We start from the raw sequence: 26,400 nt of genomic DNA on the forward strand, positions 1-26,400 counted from the left end.
CGCATGCGGACCGCCTCCGCCACCGGAGGCGACGGAGGCGGGAGCCGAAGTGTTCACGCGTCGGGGGCTGCGAGCGGGTCGTCCGCGACCCAGAGCTCGTCATCGGCACGCAGCGTCTGCCAGGCGGCGTAGAGGACACCGATGGCGGCAGCGGCACCGAGGACGATCGCGATGACCGATCCGAGGCCGGGGCCCGACTTCTGCTTCTTGCCGAAGGCGCCGCGCGGAGCGGGAGGCGTGACGCCGTAGCGCTTGGCGTTCGCGACGTCCCAGGCGGTCAGCGCGGATCCGACGACTCCACCCACGATCGGGACGACCTTGTCGTCGACGACGTGCCGACCCATCTTGACGCCACGGTCGACGACCGGTGCGACACGACGGTTGTACGTGTCCTGGATGACAGGCACGACCTGCTCGCGATTGATGCTGCCGAGCTGACGGCCGGCTTCGCGTGCGACCTCGGCGGCGTGGCCGACGAGCACCTGCTGGTTCTCCCAGAGCTGGTTCGCGTCTTTCTGAAGACGACGCAGTTCCTTCTTCCGCTTGCGGCTGAGGCTCACGATGCTCTCCTGTCCATTGGAGTACGGGTTCCCCATCTTGCCACGAGAGCCTGGATGCCGGGCGGGAATCACCGGACCCTTGCGCCATCATCGGATCCGCGGTACACCGGGCGAACTCACCGGAAGCTCTGCGAGAATAAGGACATGGCTCACGCTTCCCACGTCGCAACCCTGCACACCAACCACGGTGACATCGTCATCAACCTCTTCGGCGACCACGCCCCCAAGACGGTCAAGAACTTCGTCGGCCTCGCCGACGGCACTCAGGAGTGGACCGATCCCGCCACCGGCAAGCCCGGCGAGGGTCCTCTCTACAAGGACGTCATCTTCCACCGCATCATCCCGAACTTCATGATCCAGGGCGGCGACCCGCTCGGACAGGGCGTCGGAGGCCCCGGCTACAACTTCGACGACGAGATCAACATGGAGCTCAACTTCAACGAGCCCTACATCCTCGCGATGGCCAACGCCGGCCTCCGCCGCAACGCCATCACCGGCAAGCCGGAGGGCACCAACGGCTCGCAGTTCTTCATCACCACCGACCCGACGCCGTGGCTGCAGGGCAAGCACACGATCTTCGGCGAGGTCGCCGATGACGCCTCCAAGGCTGTCGTCGACGCGATCGGCGCCGTGCAGACGGGCCCCGGCGACCGCCCGGTCGAGCCGGTCGTGCTGCAGTCGATCGACATCGTCGCGGCCTGACGACAGCTGCGGCCGATCCGGATGACCACGCCTGAGTTCACGAGCAATCGCGACAACTTTTGCTATCGCCATCCGGATCGGCAGAGCTTCGTGCTCTGCCAGCGGTGCATGCGCACCATCTGTCCCGAGTGCCAGACCCAGGCACCCGTCGGCGTCATCTGCCCGGAGTGCATGAACGCCGAGCGGAAGAACAGGACGCCCGCGCAGAAGAAGGCTGAACGTCGTTGGCGCGGTAGTCGGGGCGGTGCCCTGGCCGTGACCCGCGGCGGGCGACCCGTCGTCACCTACGCGCTGCTCGCCATCACGTCTTTCATCGGGCTGGTGCAGCTGATCCCCGGGTTCAAAGACCCGCTCATCCAGGCTCTGGGGTTCTTCGCCCCCTTCCTGTACCCGAATCTCTTCGCCGTGCCCTTCGAGCCCTGGCGTCTTCTCACCGTGCTGCTCGTGCACGGGAGCTTCATCCACCTGGCACTCAACATGCTCGCGCTGTGGATGCTGGGGCAGAGCCTCGAGCCCATGCTCGGCCGCACCCGCTACCTCGCCCTGTATCTGATCAGCGGCCTCGGGGGATCGGTTATGGTCGCCATCCTCGCGCCCGGTTCGTGGACGGTCGGAGCATCCGGGGCGATCTTCGGGCTCCTGGCGTCGCTGCTGATCATCGGTCGCCACATCGGCGCCAACGTGACGGGAATCCTCGTCATCCTCGGAATCAACTTCGCGTTCGGTCTCTTCGTCGGGGGAATCTCCTGGCAGGCGCACCTCGGCGGTGCCGTCGTCGGAGCGCTGGTCGCTCTGATCTACGTCAAGACGAAGCGTCGAGAGCAGCGGACCCTGCAGATCATCCTGCTGTCCGCGCTGGTCGTGCTGTTGATCGTGGTCGTGGCTTTCGTACCACCGCTGATCCTTTTGTCCTGATCCGAAGTTGTTAACAGGGTTGTAACCCCTGTGAATAACACCGGTGTAATTCTCCCCAGGCTGTGGAGGGGGCTGTGGATAACTTTCGCTCTCGGTGACCCTTGTGGGGTCGGGGCGGGGTTGTTCCCTTCGCTCGCAGAACGGGTGCCCTCCCGCTTCGCGGGTCCCTCCCGATGCTCGCTCCGGGAACAACCCCGTCCCTCGCGGCACAGCTCGCCTTTCGCTCGCAGAACGGGTGCCCTCCCGCTTCGCGGGTCCCTCCCGATGCTTGCTCCGGGAACAACCCCGCCCCTCGCGACACAGCTCGCCTTTCGCTCGCAGAACGGGTGCCCTCCCGCTTCGCGGGTCCCTCCCGATGCTTGCTCCGGGAACAACCACGCCCCTCGCGGCACAGCTCGCCTTTCGCTCCGGACATGACGAAGGCCCCCTCGCGATGCGAGGGGGCCTTCGTCGAAAGTCGGGGCCGTCAGCGCCAGCGCGTGGTCATCAGGAAGCCGATGAGCGCGATGCCCAGACCGATCGCCAGGTTCCAGTTGTCGAGTCCCGGGATCGGGAACTGCATACCCGAGATGTAGAAGACCAGGATCCAGGCGAGACCGAGCAGCATGAAGCCGATCATCACCGGCTTGAACCAGACGGCGTTGGGAGCGGCTTCGCCTTCGGCGCGCTCGACGGCGGGTTCTTCGGTCTTGCGGTCACGTGCCATGCCGTCATTGTACCCGGGACACCCATGAGCTGCCGAGCCCACATCGCTCGATCACCGGCATGCGTTCAGCGATCCCGGATATGATCGCGCCATGACTGCTTCCGTCGTGCCTGGGGGGCGACGCCCGCGTCGCGCGAGACCACGTTCTCGCGCGACGTTCGCGAGTGTGCTCGGCGAGCTGCTGCTGACCGCAGGAGTCATCGTCCTGCTGTTCGTCGCCTGGCAGATGTGGATCGGCGACATCATCATCAGTGCGCAGAAGAACGAAGAGGGCGCGGAGATCTCGAGAGAGCTCGCGCAGGCCGAAGCCCCCGCGCTGCCCCCGGTCGTCGAGGCGGAGGACGGCACCACCACCTACGTTCCGCCGGTGCCGGCGGCGCCCGCCGACGCGGAGTGGTTCGGGCAGATGCACATCCCGCGATTCGGCGCCGACTACAACTTCGGAATCTACGGGGGCACGTCCCGTGCACGCACCCTCGACCAGAAGGGGATCGGCGTCTACACCGACTCCAAGATGCCGGGCGAGGTCGGCAACTTCTCGATGGCCGGGCACCGCACGACATGGGGCAAGCCCTTCAATCAGCTCGACAAGCTGCAGCTGAACGATGCGATCGTGGTCGAGACGCCCGACGGCTGGTACACCTACCGCTTCCGGACGCTGGAGTACGTCAAGCCGACGCAGACCGACGTGCTCGCCGACGTGCCGCAGATGCCCGAGCAGCAGACCGGAGAGCAGTACATCACGCTCACCGCTTGTTCCCCGCTGTACTCGCTCGCCGAGCGCATCGTCGCCTACGGGGTGTTCGAGAGCTTCCAGCCTCGCGCCGAGGGGCCTCCCCAGGCTCTGACCGACCCGCCGCCTCCGCCGGCCGCCCCGTCGGTGTGATCATGGACATCCACGAGGGAGAAGACTGATGTACGCCGCACTCTGGCGCCTGCTGCCCGGCCCGTGGTGGCTGCGCGTGCTCATCCTGCTCGTCGTCATCGCCGCCGTCCTGTACGGCCTGTTCTGGTACGTCTTCCCGTGGGTGAGCCCGATCGTCGCCCCCGGCGAGGTCGACGTCGAATGACCCGAGTGCTCGTGGTCGACAACCACGACAGCTTCGTGCACACCCTCGTCGGCTATCTGCACGAACTGGGGGCGGAGACCCTGATGGTCGAGTCCGATTCCCTGGACTCCGATGCCCTCGAGTCGATGCTCCTCTCGCACGACGCCCTGCTGCTCTCGCCAGGACCCGGAGCGCCGGCCGATGCCGGGGCATCGATCGCCGCGGTCCGCATCGCCGCTCGGCTCGGAGTACCGACGCTCGGCGTGTGTCTGGGGCACCAGGCGATCGGCGAAGCCCTCGGCACGACGGTCAGCGAGGCGCCGGAGCTCATGCACGGGATGGTCTCGGCCGTCAGGCACGACGGATCCGCCTTGTTCGCCGGCATCCCCTCACCGTTCTCCGCCGGCCGCTATCACTCGTTGACGCTCGCGGAGGCCGACCTTCCTCCGGAGGTCACGGTCACCGCATGGACCGAGGACGGCACCGTGATGGGGCTCGCACACCGCGAGCTGCCGCTGTATGGCGTGCAGTTCCACCCCGAGAGCGTGCTGACCGAAGGCGGCTACCGGCTTCTGGCGAACTGGCTGGAGCTGTGCGGTGCGACGAGCGCCGTCGCCCGATCGGAGCGCCTGCACCCGCTCTCACGCTGAGGTCGGCGCGCCGACGCCTCGGAACCAGATCAGCTGCCGCTGCAGTACCGCAGTTCGACGGTGGAGCCGACCGGGACATCGCCCGGAGCCGCCGACATCGAATTCACGGTCGTCGGGTCGGTGGCGGGACACTCCGCGTCTTCCACCGCCACCGGGTTGAGACCGAGGTCGGTGAGGTTCGTCGTGGCGGCGTCGACGGTCCAGCCGACGACATCGGTCAGCGTGACCTTCCCGCTCGCCACGACCAGGTTCACCACTGTGCCCGGAGAAACTTCAGTCTCGGCCTTCTCGCTGGCGGAAATGACGGTGCCCTCGGCCAAGGCCTTGTCGTTGCGCTGGACCACGGTACCGAGTTCGAGGCCCGCCGCCGTCAACGCCTTCGTGGCATCGTCCAATCCCATGCCCTCGATCTTCGGGACGGTGACCGTCTCGACGCCGGAGGACACGTGGAGGGTCACGGTGGTGCCCTCCTCCACCGAGACGCCGGCTTCGGGATCGGTGCGGATGACGTTGCCTTCGCCGATCTCGGGACTCGACTCGATCACGATCTTCGAGGTCAGGTCGAGTTTCGCCAGCTCATCCTGTGCGCGCTCCGCGGAGACGTTCTCGAGGTTGGGGATGATGCGCGAAGTGCTGGGCACCTCGGGCGGTCGCATGCTGATCGTGACGACCCAGAACAGCACGGACGCCAGCAGCACCGCGAGGAGGGCGACCCCCGCCCAGATCCACGCCACCGGAGGGCCGGACTGGGTACGGGTCATCGTGGTGTCGGAGCTGAGCTGGCGCAGGGACCGAGCCGTCTCCTGTGCCTGTCGCGGGCTCGGGCCGTACAGCTCACTCGTGAGCGCTCCGAGCTGCTTGCGCGTCGGTGCGTCTCCGGCGACGGCGGCGTCCAGGGCGGCGCGGAAGTGCGCGGCATCCGGGTAGCGCTGGTAGGGATCCTTCGCGAGGGCACGGAGGACGATCGGGTCGAGGGCGCCGGGGGCGTCTTCGTTCACCTCGGTCGGCGGGACCGGTGTCTCGCTGACGTGCTGGTAGGCGACCGCCACCGGCGACTCTCCGCGGAACGGCTGGCGTCCCGTGAGCAACTCGTACAGGACGACGCCGGTCGAGTAGAGGTCGGCACGCGCGTCGACGGGCTCGCCCTTGGCCTGCTCCGGCGAGAAGTAGGCGGCGGTCCCGATGATCTGGGTGGTCTCGGCCACGGTGGACGACGAGTCGGAGACGGCTCGGGCGATACCGAAGTCCATCACCTTGACCTGACCCTTGTCGGTCACCATCACATTGCCCGGCTTGATGTCGCGGTGGACGACTCCTGCTCGGTGCGAATAGTCCAGAGCTTCGAGGATGCCGTCGACGTAGCGGACCGCGTCCTCCACCGGCACGGGGCCTGCAGAGATGATGTCCTTGAGGAGGGTGCCCTTGACGAGTTCCATCACGATGTACGGCGGCTCGTCGGACGAGGAGTCGGTCGCGGACGGATCCCCGGCGTCGTACACGCGCACGATCGAGGGGTGGGACATCCGCGATGCCGCCTGCGCTTCCAGGCGGAACCGTGTGCGAAACGTGGTGTCGCGGGCCAGCTCGGCGTCGAGGATCTTGATCGCGACCTCGCGCCCGAGGGTGAGGTCATAGCCGCGGTAGACCTTGGCCATACCGCCATGCCCGATGAGCTCGTCGACGCGGTAACGTCCCGCGATGACTCGTGGCTCTGTGGACACGTACTACCCCCCTGGAAACGACTGCTACTGCGCTGAACTACAGATTACTCGGCGGAATCGCCGCCCTCATCACCGTCGCCCGGATCGGGTGCCGCGACGATCGGGACCGAGAGCGGGGGCGATGCGGCCGACGTGCGCTGGTCGCCGCCGGAGCACAACCCCTGGTACGTGACGATGAGCTGCTGGCCCACGGCGTCCGCGACCTTCACCTGGGTGTTGCGCTGCGTGGGCTGGAAGTTCGGCCCGCCCGACACGAACGTGCCGTTCTGCAGCGAGACCACGTAGCCCGAGAGCGTCGTGCCGCTGGGGCAGGTGAAGCCGGTGCCCCAGGCGATCGTCACGGTGCTGCCGGCGATCGGGTCACCGGTGATGGTGGGAGCGTCGGTCGGGGTCGGCAGGGCGGCGCGACCGGCGTAGATCGTGAGCGTGATCGGCTGCGTGGTCTCGACGTTCCCCCGGGGGGAGACGTCGTAGACCTTGCCGACCTCGGCGTCGGTGGGAGCCGCGTCGCCTTCCGGGCAGGTGATCTCGCTGTCGAAACCGGCCTCGGTGAGCGTGGACGTCGCCGTCGCGCAGTCCATGCCGACGAGGTTCAGTGCGGTCACGTTGACGCGCGTCACCTCGGGCGTCGGAGACTCCGACGGCGTGTTCGGCGGGGTGGAGCTCTGCGTCGGTGAGCCCGTGGGATCCGCCTCGCCCTGCTGATTCGCCAGCATCGCCCACACCGTGCCGCCGAGGACGATCACCAGCAGCGCGATCAGCGCGATCAGCGGCCAGGTCCAGGGGCTGCGCTTCTTCTTCTTCTCCTCCTCCGCGGCTTCCTCGGTGGGGAGCTGAGCGGTGGTGGGAAGGATGCGGGTGGTGCCGTCGTCGCCGGAAGCCGTCAGCATCCGGGTGGCGTCGTCGTCTCCGGCGATGCCACCGGTCGCGATGGCCGGGACGGCGATCGCCGCGGAGTTCAGGTCACCGCGACGCAGCGCCTGGGCGGCACGCGCCACCGTCGCGGAAGAGGACGGGCGGTCGCTGGGCTTCTTGGCGATCATCGCCATGACCAGGTTCTGCACCGGGATCGGAACGGTCGGCGGCAGCGGCGGAGGCTGCTCGTTGATCTGCGCCATGGCGATCGCCACCTGCGACTCACCCGTGAACGGACGCTTGCCCGCCAGGCACTCGTAGGCGACGATGCCCAGTGAATAGGTGTCGGTCGCCGGAGAGGCCGGGTGACCCGACGCCTGCTCGGGCGACAGGTACTGCACGGTGCCCATGACCTGGCCCGTCGCGGTGAGCGGGACCTGGTCGGCGATGCGCGCGATGCCGAAGTCGGTGATCTTGACGCGGCCGTCGGGCGTGATGAGCAGGTTTCCCGGCTTGATGTCACGGTGCACGAGGCCGGCCGCGTGGGCCGCCTGCAGAGCGGATGCCGTCTGGGCGACGATGTCGAGCGTCTTGTCGGCACTCAGCGCGCCGTCGCGTTCGAGCACGGTCGAGAGCGCCTCGCCGGGCACGAGCTCCATGACGAGGTAGGCGCTGCCGTTCTCCTCGCCGTAGTCGAAGACGCTGGCGATTCCCTCGTGGTTGACGAGGGCGGCATGCCGAGCCTCAGCGCGGAAGCGCTCGAGGAACCCGGGGTCCCCCATGTACTCGTCCTTGAGGATCTTGATGGCGACGGTACGTCCGATGACGTGATCCGTCGCTTCCCACACCTCGCCCATGCCACCGATCGCGATACGCGACTGCAGCTCGTAACGACCACCGAACGACACACCCTGCGTCGGCCTCATCTGCCCAGCACCGCCTCTATGACCTTCTTCGCAATCGGAGCGGCGATGGTGTCGCCACTTCCTGATTGTCCCTGTCCGCCGCCGTCTTCGACGACGACCGCTACTGCGACCGCGGGGTCGTTCGCCGGTGCGAAACCGGTGAACCACAACGTGTGCGGCCTGTTTCCGTTCTCTGCGGTGCCCGTCTTACCGGCCACGTCGATCCCGTCTATTCTTGCACCCTGGGCCGCGCCCGTAGCGACGCTCGCGACCATCGCCGCGGTGACGTCGTTCGCCACGTCGGCATCCATCGCCCGGCCGAACTCGCTGTTCTCGAACGCCTTGATGACCGACAGGTCGTTGCCGATGACGGCATCCACCATCCGCGGGTTCATCACGACGCCGTCGTTGGCGAGGCCGGCCGAGACCATCGCCATCTGGAGCGGCGTCGCGGTGACCTGGCCCTGGCCGAATCCGGTCAGCGCGGTCTGCGCGTCGTCGAGTGCTCGCGGGTAGCTCGACGGCGTCGACTCCAGCGGTGTCTCGAAGGACTTGTTGAACCCGAGCTTCTCCGCCATCTCGCGGATCGTGTCGTCGCCGAGCTCGACCGCGAGCTCCGCCATCGGGATGTTGCAGCTGAGTCGGATCGCCTCTGCGATCGTGACCGTCGTCCCCGGACCGCACTTGCCGCCCCACGCGTTGGACACGCGGTTCGAGGATCCGGGGAGTGTGTAGGCCACGGGGTTGGGCAGGGTCGAGGTCGGGGTCCAGTCCCCGCTGGCGTAGGCAGCCGCGGCGACGACGACCTTGAACGTCGAGCCGGGAGGATTGAGGTCGCCCGCGATGGCCCGGTTCGACAACGGCTTCGACGGGTCCGCCTTGAGCTGCTCGTACGTGGCGTTCGCCGCGTCCGCATCATGGGTCGCCATCAGGTTGGTGTCGAACCCCGGGCTCGAGACCATCGCGAGGATCCGGCCGGTCTTCGGCTCGATCGCGACGACGGCACCCTGGAGATCGCCCAGTGCGTCGAAAGCGGCCTTCTGTGCCGCCGTGTTCAGCGACAGCTCCACGCTGTAGCCGCGCTGCGGCTGGCCCGACAGGATGCGCTCGACCTCACCGAGGAATGCGTTCGCCCCGGTGCCGGAAAGGTCGGCGTTCATCGCCTGCTCGATGCCCGTTCGCGAATCGAGTGCCGCATTGAAGTAGCCGGTCACCGGCTCCCACATCGGCGCATCCGTGTAGACCCGCTGGAACTGGTACTGGTCGTCGCTGGGCACCGAGTTGGCGATGGTGGCGCCGTCGACGATGATCGCGCCCCGCTGGATCTCGTAGCTGTCGAGCCGGGTGCGCTTGTTGTGACTGTTCTGGGCGAGGCTGTCGGCCTCGACGACCTGGATCCAACTCGTCGCGGCGAACAGCGCGACGAACATGAACAGCATCAGGATGCTGAGTCGGCGCAGTTCCTTGGTCATCCGATCACCACCCTCGGCTGGCGGCGGACACCGTCGGAGATGCGCAGCAACAGCGCGACGATGAGCCAGTTGGCCACGAGCGAGGATCCGCCGGCAGCAAGGAACGGCGTGGTGAGGCCGGTCAGCGGGATGAGCCGGGTGACGCCGCCGACCATGATGAACACCTGCAGCGCGATCGTGAACGACAACCCGGTGGCGAGCAGCTTGCCGAAGTCGTCCTGGCCGGCGAGGCCGATGCGCATGCCCCGACTGACGAACACCATGTACAGGCAGAGGATCGCGAACAGCCCGATCAGGCCGAGCTCTTCACCCAGGCTGGTGATGATGTAGTCGCTGTGGGCGAGCGGAGTGACCTCGGGGCGTCCCTGCCCCCATCCGGTGCCGATGAGTCCACCGCGCGCGAGCCCGAACAGGCCCTGCATCGGCTGGTAGCCGGCACCGTCCGGGTCGACGCGGCCGGCATCGAAGAGGAACAGCCAGTTGGTGAAGCGGCCCTGGACGTAGCTGAGGATCTGCGTCGCGAGTGCGACGCCCGCGACCACCAGGCCGAGGCCGATGAGCACCCAGCTCGTCTTGCCGGTCGCGACGTAGAGCATCGCGACGAACATCCCGAAGATCAGGGTTCCGGTTCCGAGGTCACGCTGGAAGACGATGATGCCGAGCGAGATGAGCCAGACCACCAGGACCGGCCCGAGCTCGCGCATGCGGGGCCAGGTGATGCCGAGGACACGCTTGCCGACCGACGTCAGACTCTCGCGAGTGCGCACCAGGTACCCGGCGAAGAAGATCGCCAGGCAGATCTTGGCGAGCTCTCCGGGCTGGAAGGCGAAGATGCCGCCGAGCGAGACCCACACGGCCGCGTTGGCATCGGCGATCCGCAGCCCCGGGACGAACGGCAGCAGCAGGAGGAGGATTCCGGCCAGACCGAAGATATACGTGTACCGGAACAGGATCCGGTAGTTGCGCAGCAGGATCACGACCGCGATCGCGCCGGCGAGTGAGATCGCCGTCCACGCGAGCTGCTTGGTGGAGTAGGCGTCCCAGCCGGTGTTCTTGAACGCGATGTCGATCCGGTAGATCATCGCGATGCCGAGGCCGGTGAGGAGCGTGGCGATCGGGACCACGAACGGGTCGGCGTCCGAGGCCACGAAACGCAGCACGATGTGGAGCGCGAAGGCGAGGGCGGCGAGGCCACCGCCGATCGCGAGGATCATCGGGTCGATCACACCCAGGGCGCCCAGTTGCACGAGCGTCAGGGCGCCGCCGCTGATCGCGCAGGCGAAGAGCAGCAGCCAGAACTCGCGATTGCGTTGCGTCTGGGGCATGCGGAGGCGCTTGAGGGCCTTGATGACGGTGGTGTCCGCCTGGACGTCGGTGCTCATCCCTCACCTCCGGCGGGCGTCTCGCTCGGTGTGGGCATCGGTGTGGGCAGAGGGGTCTGCGGGATGACGTTCGCTTCGGCGCCCGTGCGGAGGCGGTCGACGATCGCCATGGCGTCGGACAGGGAGCGGGCGGTGATGGTGCGCTCGACCGAGGCGCGCTGGTAGGGCGGGAGGTCGGCGAGGAGGATGTCAGTGTCTTCGATCGGTGTCGACAGGGTGATCGGGCCGATGTTCTGCTGCACGCCCTGGAAGATCACGACGCTGTCTTCGTCGGCGCCGATGAAGTAGCGCGTCTGCGTCCAGCTGTAGGCCGCGAACGCAGCGAAGGCGAGCATCGCGACGACCAGCAGCGCGGCCGCGATCCATCCGACACGTCGACGTTTCGCGCGCCGACGGTCTTCTTCGATGAGTTCCTCGAGGTACTCCGGGGCCGGTTCGAAGTGGCTGGGCTCGTTCGCGGCCTGGCGCACCGGGTGCAGCCAGTTGCTGCGCGGAGGGCGTACCGGGGGCACATAGACGCCGTCGGGGTTCGACGCCGAGCCGACGATCGTGGGCGTGCCCGAGTGGATCGGATGCTGTCCGCCCACGTCGACCAGCACGATCGTGACGTTGTCGGGCGCGCCTCCGTCGAGGGCCTGCTTGAGGAGGTTGTCTGCGGTGCGACCGGGCGCGAGGCCGAGCTGCATCGCCTTGAGGATGTGGGGTTCGTCGACCACGCCGGAGAGTCCGTCGGAGCAGAGCAGCCAGCGGTCACCGGGCTGCGTGTGCATGACGAACATGTCGAGCTCGGGATCGGAGTCCATGTCGCTGAGCACCCGCATGAGGACCGAGCGACGCGGGTGGTAGCGCGCCTCCTCCGGCGTGATACGGCCCGAGTCGACGAGGCGCTGCACGAACGTGTGGTCTGCGGTGATCTGCGTGAGTGCGTCGTCGCGGTACAGATAGATGCGGGAGTCGCCGATGTGGCCGATGACCGCGTACTCGTCGACCATGATGATCGCGCTGAGGGTGGTGCCGAGGCCGGCCAGTTCCGGGCGATCCTTCGCGGCGCGGATCAGGTCGCCCGCCGCGGTGGTCGCAGCGGCCTGCAGCGAGGCCTGGGCGTCCTCGGTCGACTCGTACGGCTGGTCGAGGGGCTCCAGGCGTTGGATCGCGATGCTCGAGGCGACGTCTCCGCCCGCGTGGCCGCCCATGCCGTCGGCGACGACGAACAGGTTCGCCCCGGAGTATCCGGAGTCCTGGTTGTTGGAGCGGACCTTCCCGGTGTGGGAGATCGCGACGCTCGAGCCTTCGAAGACCATGCCGGCGTCAGGCTCGCAGCTCGAAGGTCGTGGCGCCCACCTTGATGGGTGTGCCGAGCGAGAGGGCGACGGGCGATCCGCTCACGCGCTGGCCCGCGACGTAGGTGCCGTTGGTGGAGTCGAGGTCCTGGATCGCCCAGGCGTCGCCGCGGAGCATGAGCCGGGCGTGGTGGCTGGACGTGTAGTCGTCGCGGATCACCAGGGCCGACTCGCTGGAACGACCGATCGTGAGGGAGTCGGCGCTCAGCGGAAGCTCGAGCCCCGCCTTCGGGCCAGACGTGATCACGAGGCGCTTGGCCGTCGCGACCGTGGCGGGACCGGTCGAGGGCCGCGACGATGCCGGCTTCGACGTGGGCGCCGGTGTCGGTGCGGGGGCGGATGCTCCCGCAGTCGCCTCGGCCGGGAGCTTGCGCACGCGCACCCCGAACAGGTCGGCCCGGAGCGAGTACACGACCCCGAACACGAAGAACCACATCAGGACCAGGAACCCGATGCGGAGGAGAAGGAGGATCAGTTCACTCAACCGAGGGCTCCGAACGCTCGGGTGGCGTCGTCACCGCGAGGCGCAGGGCGCGACGGGGCGGCCACGGGGACGATGCGGAACACCAGGTCGGTGCGTCCGATCGTGATGGTGGTGTCGGTGGGGAGGGCGGCCTCGCGCAGCTTCTGGCCGTTGACCTTCGTGCCGTTGGTGGACCCGAGGTCGCGCATCATGGCGCGCTCGCCGTCCCACAGGATCTCGACGTGCTTACGGCTCGACCCGGCATCCGCGATGGTGATGTCGGCATCCGAGCCGCGACCGATGACCGTCCGGGCGCGGGTGATCGCGTGGCGGCGACCATCGACGTCGATCACGGCCTGCCAGCTGACGCGTCCCTCGACCGAACCCGAGCTCACGCGCACGGTACCGGTGGCGACCTTCTCGTCGGCTTCGAGGTTGATCGCGAGCGGCCCGGCGAAGCTGTAACCCTGCGAGGTGGCGTGCTTGGTCAGCAGCGCGAGCAGCTCATCGGTCAGGGCGCCGCCGAGCCCGCGCATCCGCTCCGCATCGTCCGCGCTCAGGCGCACGACGTAGCTGTTGGGCGCGATGATGCGATCGCGGCTCACGACAGCCGCCTTCGTATCGGCTTCGCGCCGCAGCGCAGAAGCGATCTCCACGGGCTGAATGCCGCTGCGGAAGGTCTTCGCGAACGCGCTGTTCACTGCGCGCTCGAGACCCTTCTCAAAGCTGTCAAGTAGTCCCACTGGGCTCCTCTGGCATGCCGACCGGTAGGGACATCGTAGCCAGGTGTCCTGGGGGAACGCCGCCGACCGGCCTTTCGGGGTGTGCAACAGGGGGTGAAATCGCGTGATATCCTCGGGAAGTTGAGTTCTTCGGAACGAGACACTCGCGCGAGTGGCGGAATGGTAGACGCGCTGGCTTCAGGTGCCAGTGTCCGTAAGGACGTGGGGGTTCAAGTCCCCCCTCGCGCACAGTGTGTGATGTCTCAGGACATCGTGAACGGCTGAACCCCCGGTTTCGGGGGTTCAGCCGTTTTTGCGTTGGTAGTTCTAGGTGGGGTTGCTGCCGCACGACCCCTGGTGAGCCAATCGGTGCTGGGTTAGAGGTTCTGAACACAGCAAGAGGACCTCGAGCGTTGGAACGAACGCCACTCGCCCTCGTGGTGGGCAGTGAGCGGGTGAGCCCTCGCCAGCTGTCGCGGGCGTCGGTTGCAGTTACGCCTATCAAGAATGTGCAGACGATCCAGCACCCGGCCGCGGTGCCGTCGAGTACGGTCTTGACGGCGAGGGCGCAGGCAAGAGGTAGGAGCGACGACACCGCCGTTGCGGTCCAAGGCGGTTCAATTCTTCGGCTGTTGAAGTCGTCGTTCATGTTCGCCCGACGCGAGGCCACGTCGGTTCAGAACGTCCCGTCTCCAAAGTACGCCAGATTCGTCCCGTTCGTGAGGAACCTCTTGTAGGTAGTCCCGTGCGGCAGTGTGAATGTGCTCCACCCTGTTGGCGCGCAAGCGAGAGCGATCTCACGAAAGTCCCCGCCGAGGCTATCGAGGTTGGGCGCGGATGTGTGGTTCTCAACAAGCAAATCCATCGACCTGCCGTCAGCAAGGTGAAGACGAACGCTGAAGTTTAAGAGACGCTCTGGAGCCAGGTAGATCGCGTCAATCAATGGCCCCGAGGGCGCTCGAGGCGTGGGCACGAAAGCTACTAGGGCTTGCGGTAGTCCGCCCGCGGCAAGCAACACTCGCCCAGGCTGACGGTACCGAACCGACTCCTTAGAGAACATCACCGGCGCGACGCTGGCGCTGCGCGCGGCTTCCGCAACGTCGAACGCGCCAATGCATACGCCCGATGTGGGCGCTTGAGATCGCGCTACTGCGTCCATGAAGACGAAGGGAAACGACAGGACGTCTACTCGCGTAATCGGAAGGTCTGTCCCGCCCCCGTTCCAGATCGCGACTCGTTGTGATAACCAAATCCCGGGCATAGATTCGACGCCACCGACCAGCATGGCTCTTGGTCGCGCCTCCCGTTGTTCTCGTCTGGCGCGTCTGGCCGGGACGACGACGCCCGCGATTGTCACAACAAGCGTCGCAGCAGCTATGCCGACGCCTGCTATTAGTTGGATGAAGTCTCCCTCCATGCCCACCTCAAACGCCGCGGCGGTCGGACGAGCCAGACTCACCGCGCTCGGCCGTGGCTGCCCGCCAATAGCTTGAGCCATCAACGCTGCGATCCAGAACACCGTGCACGACGAGGTATCGCCGCAATGTCGGGATGTCGTCGGTGAGCGAGGCAAGCCGGTCGTTCAGCTCGGATTCCGAGATTCGCTCGCGAGTTCGGACCACCTGTACCCCGAGTTTCTCGAGGAACTCTGCTCGCTCGGCGGGGCGACGAGGAAACCGCTTGATGCGCCCGTTCTCATCGAGCCACGGCGAGGCGCCGTCTGACGTTGCGCTCCGTAGCGCTGCTAGTGCCGCCCGGATCTCGACGACGTTCAGTCGGCTTGCAGCGGAATCATCAGTAGTGATGAGACCGCTCTGTACGAGCGATCTCATGGCCTTCTCCTTGCGAGCGGGAGAGAGGCTTTGCTCTGGTCCATTGGCGAGCACGAGCGAGGCGAACAAGCGGGCAACTTCCTCGTTAGCCAGGCAGGCCAGCATTGCGCGAACGTCACTCATGATGCCCCAACCCTCTCAGACGCTTTCGTGCGAACTCGCATGGGGCCGACGTACGCGAGCGCGACGACGATCCCATAGAGGACGCAAGACGTGGCGATGGCCCACTCGATCCCCCACACGTCCCCGAGCACCATCGTTACTGGCGCAGTGGCCCGGTGGCCACACGCTATGGCGCAGTAGTGCGGTCCACGGATGAATCTCGACCCGTTGAGTGCCTGCGGGAGGAGCATTAGGTACCTGGAACGATGGCTCTGAGTGGCAGGAGAACTCGCCCGTGCATCACCAACTGGGAATGGTTGCGCCGAAAGTTGTGAAAGCAGCGGAAGGGGTGTTGGGGAAGTCCCACCAGTTCACTGGGGCGCTACCGCCGCTAGGCTTCTCGGATGCGCTGAGACGATTGGCGGACCAGTGACAGAGAGGACGCCGCTGATGGACTCCTCACCTGAACACCTCCGCGGAAGCGGGACCATGGTCTCGGAGTCCGGCCCCACCGCGGCGCTCCTCGGGTGCATCCTTGTCTCCGTGCACCTCGTGCTCGGCGGAACAGCGTCTCTTGCGCTTTCCGGGATCAACCCGTTGGCGGCGTGGCCATACATTGTCGGGTTCGCGCTCGCGGCGGCAGGTACCTTGCTCAGCGCGTCACAGCTTCGCACGTCGAAAAGCCGTGCCGCTATCACCGTTAGCGCGGGTGTGCTGGGCGTGTTGACGTTGCCCATCGCATGGTTGTACTTCGGTTTCGCAGGAATCGGGGTGGAGACGGACGCACAATTGGCAGGGCTCCTGGCAGCGTTCATCGCCGCTGTGGTTCCGCTCGTGATGGTTTTCGTCGGTGGCCTCGTCTCGTGGCGGAACGCGGAATGGACGCGTCGGACCCTACTACGGCTGACGACGGTGCTCGTTCTCGTCGCGGTCGCGGTAAGCATAGGATGCATCGTCTTGGCGCGAGTCTTGGTCTCTGGCTCCGGAGCAAGTTGATGGTGGCAGAGGGGAATGAGGGCCCTGTTTGATGAGCGTGAGTGAACTCCGGCCACATCCACAGCTCTCGAATGCGGAGCATGTCCTCACCGCGGGGGCGACCGTCGCCATCTTTGCGGGCGTGATCAGCCTCGTCAGCTGGGCGGCGGCCGGGGCCCCGTTGACCGCCTACTCGTCGGCAGCGACTGCGGCCATGTCCGCGTTCGCTGCCGGAGCAGGCATACGAGCATTGGGTGGGCTGATCACGCGATTTTCGCGTCGCGTCGCGGTCATTCTGCTCGGTGATGTGGGGGCGATCCTCATCGGCGCAGCGGTCGTGCTGGCGGTGGGCGCCATCCACGATTCGTCGGGATCCGGGCTGCTCACGGTCGTCACGACACTCGGGTTCCTCCTGCCGGCCGTCGTCGTTCTGTCGCCGTTCGTGACGCTTCTGGCCCGGAACGCAGCTGCTCGCCGTGTTCTGTTCACGCTGGCGGCATTGCTCTTCCTCGTCGCCTTGACGGGGTACGGTGCTTCGTTCTGGCGCTAGAGGTCACCGCGGTCTGGCGTACGCGTTCCAGATCCCCGCAGCCCACGGAACGTCAGCAGGTTGCAGAGGTCCCGGAATCGACATCACGCTCAGGCGAGCGGGCCCTCGAGCACGGTCAGCACATCCGCCTCCTCGAAGCCGAAGGAGCGATTGAGTGCGAGCATCGGTGTGTTCGTCGGCTCGGTGTAGGTCTGCAGGATCCGTGATCCGGCGCTTTCCGGAAGGCTCATGAGCAGACGGGCGTTGGCGACTTTCAACGCGCGTCCGACGCCGCGACCGCGAACCCGCTCTTCGACGAAGGTGTCGTCCTGATGCACGATCTCGGGATCAGAGCGGGAGAGCAGGATCTCCGTGTACCCGACGGCTTCCTCGCCCGCACGCGCCAGACTCCGCACCAGGATGTATCCCTGTTCGGACATACGTTGCTCGTTGCGGCGGACGGCTTGGACATCAGGGCGCATCGTCGAGCGGGTGAGAGTGCCCATCGGCACCTCGTCCGACATGCGTGATCGGAGTCGCGCCCACCCTTCGAGCAACTCATCGGGACAGGGCCCGGACCACGAGCGGATGTCGATGTCGTCAGGACGTTCGTCCTGTTCGGCAAGTGTTCCCTCGGATATCGGAAGGCCGACGATCTGCCGGCTCTCGCGGCTGCCGGCCCTCAGTCCAGCGGACAAGGCGAAAGAGACTCCGTCATCGGAATACGTCTCGGCGCGGATCACCGTGGCCGAGGATCGCAGCGCTTCGCTCACGGCGCGAAGCAGTGCCCGGCCGACCCCGCGCCGCCGGCGGTCATCGCGGACAGCGATCTCGACCTCGGCGGGATCGCCAGGGTGCACGTGCGCTTCGGCCGCGCCGACCGCGACCCCGTCGATGCCTGCGAGCAACAGCACCGATCGGCGGGTCGGATGCGGGTTCTGGAACTGCAGTCGCGTCGCATCGTCACTGCGGGACCACACGTGCCGACGGCCGCTCGCGTAGCCTTCGCGCAGGAGAGCGTTCCATCGGAGGAGTCGAGCGTCGTCCTGCGGATCGACCACTTCGATCTTCACTTCACCCACAGCCACCTCGTGTCGCTGACCCAGGATCGATCAAGCGACATCACCCGCGCGGGGCGTCGTTCCAGGACCAGATGTCGTCTCCGCGGAGCACGGCGTCGGCCCCGCCGTCGCAGTAGATCGTCTGTCCCGCCATGTGCGTGTTCGCCGGGCTCGTCAACCACACCAGGAGCTCGGCGATCGAGGAGGCCGGCTGGTGGTAGTTGAGCGGCATCGGCACCGCGGCGTCGACCTGAGCCAGGCCCTCCGGGCTCGCGAGCAGGCCCGCGGTCATCGCCGTGGTGACGGTGCCGGGTGCGACCGCGTTGAGGGGAATGCCGGCGCCGGCCCAGGCCTCCGACACGGACTCACGGCGAACCCAGCGGGAAAGGGCGCGCTTGCTCGAGGAGTAGTTGAGGAAGCCGGCCTCAGGAGTAGTCGCGAGCTGGCCGCCGATCTCCAGCGCCAGTGCCTCATCACCGCTGAGGGCGGCGTCGACGAGCTCGGCCGACACGGGCTGCAACGATGCCATCGAAGAGACCACCGCGGCGCGCGGCTGGTCGGCGAGGCTGAGTTTCGGCAGCAGCGCGGTGAGGAACTCGGTGACGCCGAAGTAGTTGATCGCCATGGTCTTCGCGATGGGAGCGGCGATTCCGGCACACGCGATGACCGCATCGATGCTGCCCCCGCTCTGATCGATGGCGGCTTCGGCCGCCGCGACACGGCCCTCGGGAGTCGACAGGTCGCCGGAGACCTCCACGCCGGCCAGGTCGACACCGACCACAGTGTGTCCGTGTGTGCGGAGCAGTTCGGCGGTCGCGGCGCCGATGCCGGATGCGGCGCCGGTGACGACATAGGTGCGGGTCATGATTCCTCCTATAGGGGTGAGACGGGCTCGGGCGGGGTAGGTGACGCGGCCGCGCGGGTCGCCCGGGGGAGAGCGGCGACGAAACGGCTCAGGTGCGTCTGGAACTGTGTGATCTCCTCCGGGGCCCAGCCGGAGAGGGCTCCGTCGACCATCTGCTGGCCCGCGGCGACGAGTCGCGCATAGGTTTCGGCGCCGGCGGCCGTCAGCAGCACCTCGACCGTGCGACCGGATCGGACCCGGTCCACCAGACCGTGCGCCGACAGGCGCGAGATCAGCTTCGACGTGGTCGGGTTGGACAGGGCGGCGCGCTCGGCGAGTTGGCCGAAGCCCAGCGCTCCGCCGTTCATGCCGACCAGGTACAGGGCGCGGGTCTCGGCGGCGTCGAGCGAATCGTCGACCGTCGCGGCGACCTTGACCTGCAGCTCGCCACTGGTCCATTCGGCGACCACACGTACGAGGGCGTCGCGGATGTCGTCGATCTCACTGTTCTCGTCGTCGACGGCCACAATTGCACGATATCAGTTCAGTTGCTTGAGGCAACTGTTTCTCGCGCTTCAAGGCGCCCTCACCCCTGCCGGGTGAGAGAGCGTCCACAACCTCTGGTAGAGAACCATCTCTGCTCCTAAACTCCAGACGACACGCACTCCTTCGTCGCCCCTGCGGGGCTTCCCCACGAATCGAGCACCATGTCCACGAAGTCTCGACCCGCTGAACACCGACTGCGCCGCCTCCTGCTCGCTCTCGTCGCGGTCTTCGGTCTCATCGGGGCCGGGCTCGCCGTTCCCCTCGCCGCACAGGCAGCGGAATCGTCCTTGCGGATCGACAAGCGCGTCGACGACCTGGAAACGCAGGACACTCTCCAACCAGGCGACGAGTTCACGTACACGGTCGACCTGGTCTGCGACGACGTGGACTGCCTCAATGTCGTCCTCACAGATACGCTCCCCGCCGAGTTCGCGGGGTTCGAATACGTCGGCTCTTCGTACACTCCCTCCACGCTCCCGTTGACCACTACGACGACCGGGTGCGTCGAAGAGGGTGGCGTGCCGGTCGAGGTCAGCGACGACTGCACGGTCCAGGTCGTCTTCGAGCAGCCGGTGGACGGCGGGATCGGGCTCGAAGCGGGCGGGACGCTGAAGCTGAGCGTCGTGCTGCGGGCGCCGCTGGACCTTCCCGCCGACTGGGCGTACAACGGCGACACCGTCACCAACACCGCGACGGCGGACTGGGACAACGGTCCAGGAGACCTCCCGGCGACGATCCAGGACAGCGCGGACGCCGTCGTCACGGTCGAGACCGTCATCGGTGTCGAAGCCAGCAAGAGCTGGTTGCCCGCGTCGCAGCAGTTCGACCCGGGCGCGACGTCGACCATCACGGTGGGTGCGCAGAATCAGTCGAACGTCGGGGCCGATTCGCTCGTGATCCAGGAGCCGACGAGCGCGGTCGACGGGGCGGCGACGCTCGGCACCGACAACCCGTTCCGCGTCGTCGACTTCCAGGGGTTCGGGTCCACGACACTCCCCCCGGATGCCACCACCGTCCAGGTCGACGCCTATGTCTATGACGAAGGAACCGGAACGTGGGGCTGGCAGACGGGCGCTCCGGGAGCGACCCCCGAGTTGCCCGCCGGGGTCGCGCCCGAGGACGTCGGCGGGATCCGGATGACCTATGCCGGCGGCACGATCGCATCCGATGCCGCCGCCTCGACCGGCTTCACCGTGGAACAGCGCGCGACCGACCGCAACGACGCGAGCTCGCTCGCCACCGGCGACACGGTCACGAACGACATCACCTCGACCGTGAACACCCCCGGCGGCGCGACGGCCAGCGACAACGCGACGGCTCCGTACGAGATCGGTCCCCTGACCGTGGACGTCGTCGCCGGGAAGGCGATCACCCCGGCCGAGCTCCCGGCAGGCGGAGAGGCTACGGCCCAACTCACCGCGACGAACACCTCGAACGGCCCGGTGCAGAGCATGACGATCTCGGACCTCGACTTCTTCGACGCCGACATGGTCTTCGGCGGCTTCCCCTCCGGTATCGACTATCCGACGGGCGCCACCGGGGCAACGATCGTCTGGTACATCGACGGCACGGCGCAGGCGCCCGTACCCTTCGCGGACGGCGAGACGCCCGCCCCACCGGCGGGAACCGTCACCGGCTTCGAGATCGAGTTCACGGGTCAGATCCCCGCCGACGCCGTGGCGACGGTCGACGTGGCGATCGAGCCGTCCCTGTCGCTCGTGAGCGAGGCGACGCCGACGAATCAGCGGACGAACACGATCGACGTCACCGCCTCGAACGACGTCGGAACAGCGGATGACGACGCCTCCGACGACATCACCGTCTACTATCCCCAGATCGACGTCATCCTCGACAAGCAGATCACTCCCGGCGGTGCGGTCGAACCGGGGAACAGCGTCGTCGCGGGCCTGACCGCGACCACGCAGACAGGGGTCGCCCAGGTCGACCCGACGCAGATCGTGGTCGAGGACACGTGGCGCGAGGGTCAGTCCGACGACTTCTGGAATGCTTTCGACATCGTCGCGATCGCGCCGACCCAGGTTCCGCCCAACACCACCGCCACGGTCGAGTATCAGCGTCCGGACGGCTCGTGGGTCACGCTCGCGACCGTGAGCACGGGCGCGACGGCGGAGACGTTCCAGATGAGTCGTGCCGAGTTCGCCGCCGCGCTCACCCCGCCCGATGTGCCGTCCGACGTCACGGGTATCCGCTTCACCTTCGACAATCCGGACGGTTTCCCCCAGGGGTTCAGCGTCGTGCCGAACATCGTGTTCGAGGCGCGAGCCGATCTCCGCGACGGCACCGGTCCCACGGACCTGCGCGACGATCCCGAGGACGAGCAGTCGGCGCAGGAGCCGACCGTCTACGAGAACGAGGCGAGCGCGCAGAGCCGGGGAGAGGTCGACGGCCTTCCGGACGGCATTGAAAGTGACGTCGTCACCGATCAGGACACGATCGGCGTGCAGATCCCCGCCACGGGTGAGGGAGAGGGCATCGACGTCCAGAAGCGGTGGGTCGAGAGCGGCGACAGGACCACCGACGTCGACTTCCTCGACGCCCAATCGGGGGCGATCGTCTCGACACGCAATGAATGGCGCACCGGCACTCCCGGCATCGAGAGCCTCACCCTGTCCGATCCGGCGACGGCCCCCGGCGATGACCCGCCCGGCGTGGCCACGACGGTATTCCAGGCTTTCGACCTGTTGAGCATCGACCCCGTCACCCTCGCCGACGACCCCCTGCTGGCCTGGGATGACATCACCGAGGTCTCCCTGTTCGTCGACGGCGTGTGGACCCCTATCGCCGCTCCTGGCGGATCGTGGATGGGGCCGGACGGCTTCCTCGGCTACACGCTCTCCCCCGAGCAGTCCGCCGGCACGACGGGAGTGCGCCTGGTCTATGCACCCGACGACGCCGCGCGCGCCGCGAGCACGGATCCGACGCGCCCCGAACCCGGCTCCGGACTGGCGACGTCGGCCGTCGGACAGTACCGGCCGACGTTCCTCACCTGGGAGCTGCGCAACGTCGTCCGCGACGAGACCGCGACGGCGGACCGGTGGGTCAGCGCCGATGAGACGTTCAACGACCCCGACCCCGGCATCGTCTGGAACAGCCTGCGTGGCGACTGGACGTCGGCGGCGGGGAACGGGAGCGACATCGAGCAGGACAACATCACCCTCATCGACCAGCCTCCCCTCGTCTCGGTGGACAAGACGGTCACCCCCGCGACGGTGACGATTCCCGAGTCCGCCGACGTGGATCCCGCGAACTATCCGAACGTGACCTTCGACATCGAGGCGAGGAACGACAGCACGGCGCGCGCCTCCTACCTGCGGGTGACCGACCCGATCCCCTGTGTCGCCGGTGCGGCGGACCAGTGTGTGAGCGCACCGGACGCCTGGGCGGACGATCCTTTCGACGGCGCGGACTACGACCCGGACACCAACCCGTACGAGCGGGTCGACGTGCAGTCGCTCTCCTTCACCTACCCGGCGGATCAGGTCGATCCGGACACGTCGACCGTCACCCTGTGGGACCGCGCGGCGGACGGGACGCTCAGCACCCGCACGCTCTCCCTCACCGACGCGGAAGCGCTCGCGACGGGTGCGCTCGCGACGGTGGTCGGGGTCAGTGTCGTCTTCCACGGCATCGATCCGGCGACCGAGGGCGGCAGCATCCGTGCCGGAGAGGATCTGGGTATCGAGATCGTCACCAAAGTGCGCCAGTACGAGCGCTCGGACGCGGATCAGCTCGTCGAGCCCGGCACCGTCGCCAACGACGTCATCGCCCAGTCCTACGACCCCGTGCTTACGCCTTCCGGCAACGCCTCGACTCCGAGCGACACGGCGAACGACACGGTGGTCCTCATCAGCGGTCTGCTCGACGCGACCCTGGCGAAGACCATCGATCCGGATGCGATCCTCGAGACCGAGCTCGACGACCCCGTCACCGTGGCGCTGGAGGCGACGGATGGCGCGTCGACCGCGGCCACCCAGCAGGTGACCATCACGGACGCCGACGCGGACTTCTGGAACGGCGTGCAGCTCGCGCCCGACCCGGCGCTGAGCACCGTGCTGCCCGCCGGCGCCGATCAGGTGCGGGTCGATGCGCTCGTGGGCGCCACCTGGGTGGAAGGGGCGTTCGCGGCGACCGCGGCACTCCCCGCGGGCACGGACCCGGCGCAGATCATCGGTCTCCGGGCGGTGTTCCGCAACGCCGCCGGCGAGGTCTTCTCACGAACGGCCCCTCCGGAGGACTGGACCGCGCAGCTCGCCTTCGACGTCGTCGTGCTGGCGACCCAGCGCGATGGATCCGCGCTGGTTCTCCCGTCCACGTTGCCGAACGACGCGACGGTCGTGAGCGAGAGGCTCGATGGGCTGTTCGCCGACGCAGATGCCGACGCCGACGCCGAACTGGCGATCGACCCCGGTACGCACCAGATCGACGTCGTCAAGTCGCAGCCCGGATCGAGTCACGTCGTCTCCATCGGCGCGAGCCTCCCGTGGACGCTGCAGTTCACGAACACCGGGACCGGGTTCCTCACGATCGACCAGCTCGAGGACACGCTCCCCGAGTACCTCGATTGGGACTTCTCCCCTCCGATCTACCAGACCTCGGCAGGCGGAACGCTGTCGACGGACGTGTCCGCGTTGATCGACGACACCGGGAAGAACGTGACGTTCACCTGGCCGGACGGCGGGAATCGGATGTCGCCCGGTGAGGTCTTCACCATCACCGTGAACCTCGTGCTCGCTCCGGGACTCGCTCTCGACGGTTTCACGACCAACACGTTCGTCGTCACCACCGAGGAAGAGCTCACCGCGTGCACCAACACGTCCGGGAACGGCGAGGGCACGGTGCCCGACCTGGACCCCGATCAGTGCGGCACGACCAACTACGTGCAGCCGTCGCCGGGCGGATCCCTCGCCGCGTACAAGTACGTCAAGGGTGAGATCTACGGTGATCTGGTCGACGGTCAGGTCAACCTGAACAACCCCGACGCGGCCTGCCCGCTGGACCCCGACGGATACACCCGCACGCCGTGCGCTGCCTACACGGCGGTCGGCGCGACCGACGACTGGCGGCTGTCCGTCGTGAACAGCGGGACCGTCGGCTTCGAGACCGTGTCGATCGTGGATCCCCTGCCGCGCATCGGCGACCGGATGCTCGCGACGGGTGGCGCACGCAACAGCACGTTCGACCCGGTGCTCCTTCCGGAGTCGCTCGCCGCGAACGTCCTCCCCAGCGGAGCGACCCTGACGCTCGACGTCACGACGTCCGCGTCGCCGTGCGTGGGGACCGGCTCGAGCTCTGCGTGGTTCGGCGATCTGCTCTGTGAGAGCACCGCCACCTGGGTGCCGGTGCTGTCGTACACGGGGGCGTGGGAGGAGGTCACCGGTATCCGGGTCACGATCGACTTCACCGACACCGCGCAGGGATCGTTCGCACCGGGCCAGGTGCTCGCGCTGCACTACGAGACCCAGAACGTGCCGGAGTCGACCGCATACCCGGACCTCGCTCCGATCACCGTTCCCGACGCCGGAGGCTTCGCGTGGAACCAGATGGGCGCCGTGGGGACGGATGCGGGCGGGCGCGAGTACTCCGTGGCCCCTGTGCAGGCCGGGGTGACGCTGTTGGACGGCGACCTCGCGGTGCAGAAGGTCGTGGCCGGTGATGCCGACCGCGCGCCGGATGTCTTCGAGTTCCTGGTCGAGTGCACGGTCGCCGGGGTCCCGCTGGTGCTGCCGGACGACGGCATCCTCAGCGTCTCGAGCGCGAGCGACCTGCGCACGCGTCTGGACGGACTTCCTCTCGGGTCGGTGTGTCAGGTCTCCGAGACCGGAGCGGTCGGCGCGTTCGGAGAGGGTTCCCGGATCAACGACGGACAGACCGTGACGATCACCACGCCCGCCACGGAGGGAGCGGAACCGCCGTTCTCGCAGATCGCCGCGATCACGAACGTGTATCCGGTCCTGCCTCCGGATCCGGATCAGGGAGGTGGCGGCGGCTTGCCGTCGACGGGTCTCGATGGGCCTTCCGCGTCTCTGTTCGCCGGGATCGGGCTGTTGCTCCTCCTCGCGGGCGGACTTCTGATCGGTTGGCGGCGCTTCGGTACCGCTCAGCCCGTGGGCGCGGTGAGTGGCCGGCGCGGGATCCAACAGGAGACCCGGTCGCGGTAGGCGCGGAACGCCGACCCGAATCGTTCCTCGAGGTCGGCCTCCTCGAGCGGGCGGACCAGCGCGTTCCACACGAGGGAGCCGCTGAGCGCATAGACGATCACCAGCCAGGAGCCGACCATCAGACCGATGGCCGCGCCCTGCGCGATCCCGCCGATCGCCATCGGATTGCGGACGAAGCGGTACGGGCCCGTGATCACGAGCCGGCGCGGCGTCGACGACGGCAACGGCGTGCCGGCCCCTTGCACGGCCATCGCGGTGGAGGACCAGGTCGAGAGCGCGAACGCCGCGACGAACAGGACGGCTCCGCCGACGCGGACGGCAGGGGGGAAGGCGAGATGCAGTCCCCAGCGCCACTCCAAACCGGCGATGATCGCGGGCAGAGCCACGAGGAACGTCCCCGAGAAGACCAGGGTCTGGAGCGTGGTCTTCGACACGAGCGTCCTGGCACTGGCCTCCGCCGCCGGACGGAACCGGAACGGCCCGATGAGCAGCCATTCCGAGGGCACGCGCCCCAGGAGGAGGATGACCGCGGCAGCTGACGATCCCGCCGCGGCCGCCACCATCAGGAGGGCACCCCAGCCCGCGGTCGCCGTCACCGTGGCATACCCGACCATTCCGATCGCGACCAGCACGGTCCACGGTGCAGCGATCCAGACGGCCTTCCGGACACCGCACGCGACCAGGGCCGACGCGATCACGAAGAACGGGATGTCCAGTGCGGCGACGATCCGGAAGTCGAGCGCGCCCAGCGTCGCGGTGCGGACGGCCGGAAGGGCGAACACCGCGACCCACCAGGCGGTGCCGGCGGCGGCTTGGACGGCGAAGTAGAGGCGTCCCCACGTCACAGCGTCGATCGTGGCAGACGCCGATGGTCGTTGGGTCGCCCTCAC

22 protein-coding genes and 1 tRNA gene are annotated in these 26,400 nt (G+C 67.5%); 9 read left to right on the forward strand and 14 right to left on the reverse strand.

Going from position 1 to position 26,400, the window contains the following annotated elements; genetic code table 11:
• Positions 1–53: 53 nt before the first annotated feature.
• A complete protein-coding gene (locus LRQ07_RS00115) occupies positions 54–560 on the reverse strand; it encodes a hypothetical protein (RefSeq protein ID WP_047519770.1) in 507 nt (168 codons plus the stop codon).
• A gap of 144 nt (positions 561–704) precedes the next feature.
• Between LRQ07_RS00115 and LRQ07_RS00120 the strand changes: the two genes are divergently transcribed.
• Positions 705–1,262 (forward strand): peptidylprolyl isomerase, encoded by a 558-nt coding sequence (locus LRQ07_RS00120; protein WP_047519733.1) that lies wholly within the window; start codon positions 705–707, stop codon positions 1,260–1,262.
• Between the two features lie 108 nt (positions 1,263–1,370).
• Positions 1,371–2,177 carry a rhomboid family intramembrane serine protease gene (locus LRQ07_RS00125; RefSeq protein ID WP_413775525.1) on the forward strand — a complete coding sequence of 269 codons (807 nt, stop codon included), beginning with the start codon at positions 1,371–1,373 and terminating at the stop codon, positions 2,175–2,177.
• A gap of 466 nt (positions 2,178–2,643) precedes the next feature.
• Here the strand turns inward: LRQ07_RS00125 and LRQ07_RS00130 are convergent, their stop codons facing one another.
• Positions 2,644–2,883, reverse strand: a complete 240-nt coding sequence (locus tag LRQ07_RS00130; RefSeq protein WP_047522075.1) for a cell division protein CrgA — start codon at positions 2,881–2,883, stop codon at positions 2,644–2,646.
• 91 nt (positions 2,884–2,974) lie between these two features.
• On the opposite strand from LRQ07_RS00130, the gene LRQ07_RS00135 reads away from it, so the two are divergent.
• The 3 genes from LRQ07_RS00135 to LRQ07_RS00145 are packed head-to-tail and all read left to right on the forward strand — an operon-like array spanning position 2,975 to position 4,582.
• Positions 2,975–3,769, forward strand: a complete 795-nt coding sequence (locus LRQ07_RS00135) for a class E sortase (protein WP_232763034.1) — start codon at positions 2,975–2,977, stop codon at positions 3,767–3,769.
• 28 nt (positions 3,770–3,797) lie between these two features.
• On the forward strand, positions 3,798–3,953 hold the full coding sequence (locus LRQ07_RS00140; protein ID WP_165875400.1) for a hypothetical protein: 156 nt from the start codon (positions 3,798–3,800) through the stop codon (positions 3,951–3,953).
• On the forward strand, positions 3,950–4,582 hold the full coding sequence (locus LRQ07_RS00145; RefSeq protein WP_256535449.1) for an anthranilate synthase component II: 633 nt from the start codon (positions 3,950–3,952) through the stop codon (positions 4,580–4,582). Before LRQ07_RS00140 ends, LRQ07_RS00145 begins: the two co-directional genes overlap by 4 nt.
• Before the next feature lie 29 nt (positions 4,583–4,611).
• On the opposite strand, the gene pknB is transcribed toward LRQ07_RS00145, so the two are convergent.
• Genes pknB through LRQ07_RS00180 form a run of 7 tightly spaced genes read right to left on the reverse strand, consistent with a single transcriptional unit; the run spans position 4,612 to position 13,463 of the window.
• Positions 4,612–6,303: a Stk1 family PASTA domain-containing Ser/Thr kinase gene (pknB, locus tag LRQ07_RS00150; RefSeq protein WP_256535450.1), complete on the reverse strand. Its 1,692-nt coding sequence runs from the start codon at positions 6,301–6,303 to the stop codon at positions 4,612–4,614.
• Positions 6,304–6,347: 44 nt separating this feature from the next.
• Positions 6,348–8,084, reverse strand: a complete 1,737-nt coding sequence (locus LRQ07_RS00155; protein ID WP_256535451.1) for a protein kinase domain-containing protein — start codon at positions 8,082–8,084, stop codon at positions 6,348–6,350.
• On the reverse strand, positions 8,081–9,535 hold the full coding sequence (locus tag LRQ07_RS00160; RefSeq protein ID WP_256535452.1) for a penicillin-binding transpeptidase domain-containing protein: 1,455 nt from the start codon (positions 9,533–9,535) through the stop codon (positions 8,081–8,083). The genes LRQ07_RS00155 and LRQ07_RS00160 overlap by 4 nt, the downstream gene beginning before the upstream one ends.
• On the reverse strand, positions 9,532–10,917 hold the full coding sequence (locus LRQ07_RS00165) for an FtsW/RodA/SpoVE family cell cycle protein (protein WP_047522058.1): 1,386 nt from the start codon (positions 10,915–10,917) through the stop codon (positions 9,532–9,534). Before LRQ07_RS00165 ends, LRQ07_RS00160 begins: the two co-directional genes overlap by 4 nt.
• The gene (locus LRQ07_RS00170; RefSeq protein ID WP_134352597.1) at positions 10,914–12,218 is read right to left on the reverse strand and encodes a PP2C family protein-serine/threonine phosphatase; all 1,305 of its coding nucleotides are present in this window, start codon (positions 12,216–12,218) and stop codon (positions 10,914–10,916) included. Before LRQ07_RS00170 ends, LRQ07_RS00165 begins: the two co-directional genes overlap by 4 nt.
• Before the next feature lie 7 nt (positions 12,219–12,225).
• Positions 12,226–12,741, reverse strand: coding sequence for an FHA domain-containing protein (locus tag LRQ07_RS00175; RefSeq protein ID WP_153243233.1), 516 nt, complete (start codon positions 12,739–12,741; stop codon positions 12,226–12,228).
• A complete protein-coding gene (locus LRQ07_RS00180) occupies positions 12,738–13,463 on the reverse strand; it encodes an FhaA domain-containing protein (protein ID WP_256535453.1) in 726 nt (241 codons plus the stop codon). Before LRQ07_RS00180 ends, LRQ07_RS00175 begins: the two co-directional genes overlap by 4 nt.
• 145 nt (positions 13,464–13,608) lie before the next feature.
• On the opposite strand from LRQ07_RS00180, the gene LRQ07_RS00185 reads away from it, so the two are divergent.
• Positions 13,609–13,691, forward strand: a tRNA-Leu gene (locus LRQ07_RS00185).
• Between the two features lie 1,175 nt (positions 13,692–14,866).
• On the opposite strand, the gene LRQ07_RS00190 is transcribed toward LRQ07_RS00185, so the two are convergent.
• On the reverse strand, positions 14,867–15,397 hold the full coding sequence (locus tag LRQ07_RS00190; RefSeq protein WP_256535454.1) for a DUF2087 domain-containing protein: 531 nt from the start codon (positions 15,395–15,397) through the stop codon (positions 14,867–14,869).
• A 429-nt stretch (positions 15,398–15,826) separates the two neighbouring features.
• Between LRQ07_RS00190 and LRQ07_RS00195 the strand changes: the two genes are divergently transcribed.
• Together LRQ07_RS00195 and LRQ07_RS00200 are read left to right on the forward strand one after the other, a co-directional pair.
• Positions 15,827–16,372, forward strand: coding sequence for a hypothetical protein (locus tag LRQ07_RS00195; protein ID WP_256535455.1), 546 nt, complete (start codon positions 15,827–15,829; stop codon positions 16,370–16,372).
• A 31-nt stretch (positions 16,373–16,403) separates the two neighbouring features.
• Positions 16,404–16,901 carry a hypothetical protein gene (locus LRQ07_RS00200; RefSeq protein WP_256535456.1) on the forward strand — a complete coding sequence of 166 codons (498 nt, stop codon included), beginning with the start codon at positions 16,404–16,406 and terminating at the stop codon, positions 16,899–16,901.
• 89 nt (positions 16,902–16,990) lie between these two features.
• Here the strand turns inward: LRQ07_RS00200 and LRQ07_RS00205 are convergent, their stop codons facing one another.
• Genes LRQ07_RS00205 through LRQ07_RS00215 form a run of 3 tightly spaced genes read right to left on the reverse strand, consistent with a single transcriptional unit; the run spans position 16,991 to position 19,312 of the window.
• Entirely contained in the window at positions 16,991–17,962 is a 972-nt protein-coding gene (locus tag LRQ07_RS00205) for a GNAT family N-acetyltransferase (protein WP_256535457.1), read from the reverse strand.
• Positions 17,963–18,002: 40 nt separating this feature from the next.
• Positions 18,003–18,806, reverse strand: a complete 804-nt coding sequence (locus tag LRQ07_RS00210) for an SDR family oxidoreductase (RefSeq protein WP_256535458.1) — start codon at positions 18,804–18,806, stop codon at positions 18,003–18,005.
• A gap of 8 nt (positions 18,807–18,814) precedes the next feature.
• Positions 18,815–19,312: a MarR family winged helix-turn-helix transcriptional regulator gene (locus tag LRQ07_RS00215; protein ID WP_256535459.1), complete on the reverse strand. Its 498-nt coding sequence runs from the start codon at positions 19,310–19,312 to the stop codon at positions 18,815–18,817.
• A 180-nt stretch (positions 19,313–19,492) separates the two neighbouring features.
• On the opposite strand from LRQ07_RS00215, the gene LRQ07_RS00220 reads away from it, so the two are divergent.
• Positions 19,493–25,510 (forward strand): hypothetical protein, encoded by a 6,018-nt coding sequence (locus tag LRQ07_RS00220; RefSeq protein WP_256535460.1) that lies wholly within the window; start codon positions 19,493–19,495, stop codon positions 25,508–25,510.
• Here LRQ07_RS00220 and LRQ07_RS00225 read toward each other — a convergent pair.
• Entirely contained in the window at positions 25,450–26,400 is a 951-nt protein-coding gene (locus LRQ07_RS00225) for a methyltransferase family protein (protein ID WP_256535461.1), read from the reverse strand. The genes LRQ07_RS00220 and LRQ07_RS00225 overlap by 61 nt on opposite strands.

This window comes from Microbacterium sp. J1-1, from assembly GCF_024498615.1.
Lineage (GTDB): Bacteria > Actinomycetota > Actinomycetes > Actinomycetales > Microbacteriaceae > Microbacterium > Microbacterium aurugineum.

Excerpts from the sequence above, each read along its gene's own strand:
- LRQ07_RS00120 (WP_047519733.1), top strand. The coding sequence starts at position 705 with ATGGCTCACGCTTCCCACGTCGCAACCCTGCACACCAACCACGGTGAC.
- LRQ07_RS00125 (WP_413775525.1), top strand. The coding sequence starts at position 1,371 with ATGCGCACCATCTGTCCCGAGTGCCAGACCCAGGCACCCGTCGGCGTC.
- LRQ07_RS00130 (WP_047522075.1), bottom strand. The coding sequence starts at position 2,883 with ATGGCACGTGACCGCAAGACCGAAGAACCCGCCGTCGAGCGCGCCGAA.
- LRQ07_RS00135 (WP_232763034.1), top strand. The coding sequence starts at position 2,975 with ATGACTGCTTCCGTCGTGCCTGGGGGGCGACGCCCGCGTCGCGCGAGA.
- LRQ07_RS00140 (WP_165875400.1), top strand. The coding sequence starts at position 3,798 with ATGTACGCCGCACTCTGGCGCCTGCTGCCCGGCCCGTGGTGGCTGCGC.
- LRQ07_RS00145 (WP_256535449.1), top strand. The coding sequence starts at position 3,950 with ATGACCCGAGTGCTCGTGGTCGACAACCACGACAGCTTCGTGCACACC.
- LRQ07_RS00155 (WP_256535451.1), bottom strand. The coding sequence starts at position 8,084 with ATGAGGCCGACGCAGGGTGTGTCGTTCGGTGGTCGTTACGAGCTGCAG.
- LRQ07_RS00160 (WP_256535452.1), bottom strand. The coding sequence starts at position 9,535 with ATGACCAAGGAACTGCGCCGACTCAGCATCCTGATGCTGTTCATGTTC.
- LRQ07_RS00165 (WP_047522058.1), bottom strand. The coding sequence starts at position 10,917 with ATGAGCACCGACGTCCAGGCGGACACCACCGTCATCAAGGCCCTCAAG.
- LRQ07_RS00170 (WP_134352597.1), bottom strand. The coding sequence starts at position 12,218 with ATGGTCTTCGAAGGCTCGAGCGTCGCGATCTCCCACACCGGGAAGGTC.
- LRQ07_RS00190 (WP_256535454.1), bottom strand. The coding sequence starts at position 15,397 with ATGAGTGACGTTCGCGCAATGCTGGCCTGCCTGGCTAACGAGGAAGTT.
- LRQ07_RS00195 (WP_256535455.1), top strand. The coding sequence starts at position 15,827 with ATGGACTCCTCACCTGAACACCTCCGCGGAAGCGGGACCATGGTCTCG.
- LRQ07_RS00200 (WP_256535456.1), top strand. The coding sequence starts at position 16,404 with ATGAGCGTGAGTGAACTCCGGCCACATCCACAGCTCTCGAATGCGGAG.
- LRQ07_RS00210 (WP_256535458.1), bottom strand. The coding sequence starts at position 18,806 with ATGACCCGCACCTATGTCGTCACCGGCGCCGCATCCGGCATCGGCGCC.
- LRQ07_RS00220 (WP_256535460.1), top strand. The coding sequence starts at position 19,493 with ATGTCCACGAAGTCTCGACCCGCTGAACACCGACTGCGCCGCCTCCTG.